This is a genomic window from Halalkalibacter hemicellulosilyticusJCM 9152, from assembly GCF_000513115.1.
Classification (GTDB): domain Bacteria; phylum Bacillota; class Bacilli; order Bacillales; family Bacillaceae_D; genus Halalkalibacter; species Halalkalibacter hemicellulosilyticus.
In genome coordinates this window covers 1-1,870 of the sequence record NZ_BAUU01000083.1, presented here as the reverse complement: position 1 = coordinate 1,870, position 1,870 = coordinate 1, and the positions used below count along the sequence as shown (strand labels likewise).

Genomic DNA, 1,870 nt, shown 5'->3' with positions numbered 1-1,870 from the left:
GGCTTATCTTTAATAAGCAGTGCTATTACACTTTACATGATCATGATACAATATAAGTAATTATTTATGGAGGTGACTCGGGATGAAGTGGGAAGATGTATGCCAAGCTTTCCCAGAACAATGGGTATTGATAGAAGCTGTTCAAGCGCATACAAATGAGAAAAGTGAGCGTATTTTAGATGAGATTGCTCCCTTGAAAAAGTTTTCTAATTCTCCAGATGCGATGAAAGCATATCAAGAAATTCATCGAGAAGATCCTAGACGGGAGTTATATGTTCTCCATACTAACCGCAAGGAGCCTAATATCATCGAGAAAAAATGGGTAGGTGTTAGGCGATAGTGAAAAAACTAATTATAGATGAGGGTTTATTACTTACGGATATGGAACTAACATTTAATGGACAATTGCTTCATTTACGACGTGTTTTAGTCGATACTGGCTCAGGAAGTACAATTGTATCAACTGACTTAGCAGAGTCAATAGGGATTGTAGCGGAAGAGAATGACATGATATATCGTATTAGCGGTGTAGGAGGGTCAGAGTTTGTATATTCGAAGACGGTAGATTCTGTAAGAATTGGAGATATGCAAACAGAAAGTTTTGCTTTAGAAATTGGAGCAATGAATTATGGATTTGATTTGGATGGTATCATTGGATTGGACTTATTACAACAATTGAAAGCAATCATAAATATAGACGAATTATCATTACAGTCAAATAGCTAAATGGCGAGTATATTAGGGTGCACATCTTCTATACTTGCCGTTTTTTGTGCTATAGCTTTAATGTAGAGGTAATCAAATCTTGTGAAGATATTCACTTAAAGTAACGGATGCTTATCTTCAATAAAATTTATTGTTTTATCGGTGGAGTTGGATAATAAAAAGCCGATTTTCTTTAAGCTAAAAGATCGGCTTGATCATTTAATCCTTTTCAAATTGTTTCCGAACAGGATGGGTCCATTCTGGAAGGTAGGTTGCTTCGTAAGTAATGAAGCCATTATTTACTTCAAGCACAATTTCCCCATCTTCTTCACTGTTATCAATTAATACAAGGTTGTCAATCATATATGCATAGTCATAAAGATGCTTAAAAGAAGTGTTATTCCTTCTGATAATATCTTCAGTAGGGATATGATGACCGCCATTCTTCACTCTCATGGCAACCCTTTCTATGTTTTGATGGACATTATTTAATGCAACATAAAACATTGTTATTTCATAGCCCATCTCTTTAGCTTTTTGCATTTGTTTAATAGCATTTTTACCAGCAAGAGTTGTTTCAATAGAAAAGTCTTTACCCTCTTTGATGTACTTATTGACAGATTTAATGACTTCCTTACCTGCTGAAACTCTATTCTTCTCTGGGTTTTCTGGGTCAATTCTTCGAGCGATAGCATCTGGATCGATATTAATATCAATACCAATTTTATCAATAATTAAGTTGCGTATAGTGCTTTTACCGCTTCCGTTATTACCCGCAAATACAAAGAATATAGGTTTGTAGCTATGCATTACGAGTCACCATTTTTGTTCAATGGAACAATATCACCGTTAGGGAATTCCTTTACAAGCATTCCGTCTTTTTCATATACAATATATGTGTTATTAACCTTAGCGTCAATTCTCGCCCGTTCACCAGTCATTTTAACCCATTTACTTAACCATTCGTATTTTCTCTTAGGTTCATTGTTTTGTTCTAACATAAGGAACACCACCTTTCTTTAAATTATATCAGATTAATTATGATTTTTATAAGCGATTTGAGACTTAGGAGTAATGATATTTTGTGAATAGTTTCACTTAAAGTAAAGGGTAGGATGCTTTTCTGGAATAACCAGAAAAGCTTATTCCACTATTGAGGAAGCTT

The 1,870-nt window shown here is 34.5% G+C and carries 4 protein-coding genes; 2 read left to right on the top strand and 2 right to left on the bottom strand.

From position 1 onward, the window contains the following. Positions 1-82 precede the first annotated feature (82 nt). Positions 83-340, top strand: a complete 258-nt coding sequence (locus JCM9152_RS20920; RefSeq protein WP_034751795.1) for a hypothetical protein — start codon at positions 83-85, stop codon at positions 338-340. Then, positions 340-726, top strand: a complete 387-nt coding sequence (locus tag JCM9152_RS20915; RefSeq protein WP_052016266.1) for a retropepsin-like aspartic protease — start codon at positions 340-342, stop codon at positions 724-726. Before JCM9152_RS20920 ends, JCM9152_RS20915 begins: the two co-directional genes overlap by 1 nt. Before the next feature lie 198 nt (positions 727-924). On the opposite strand, the gene JCM9152_RS20910 is transcribed toward JCM9152_RS20915, so the two are convergent. Next, positions 925-1,515 (bottom strand): ATPase, encoded by a 591-nt coding sequence (locus JCM9152_RS20910; protein WP_035347746.1) that lies wholly within the window; start codon positions 1,513-1,515, stop codon positions 925-927. Next, complete coding sequence (locus JCM9152_RS20905; protein ID WP_035347745.1) at positions 1,515-1,706, bottom strand: hypothetical protein; 192 nt, start codon at positions 1,704-1,706, stop codon at positions 1,515-1,517. Before JCM9152_RS20905 ends, JCM9152_RS20910 begins: the two co-directional genes overlap by 1 nt. Positions 1,707-1,870: the final 164 nt, after the last annotated feature.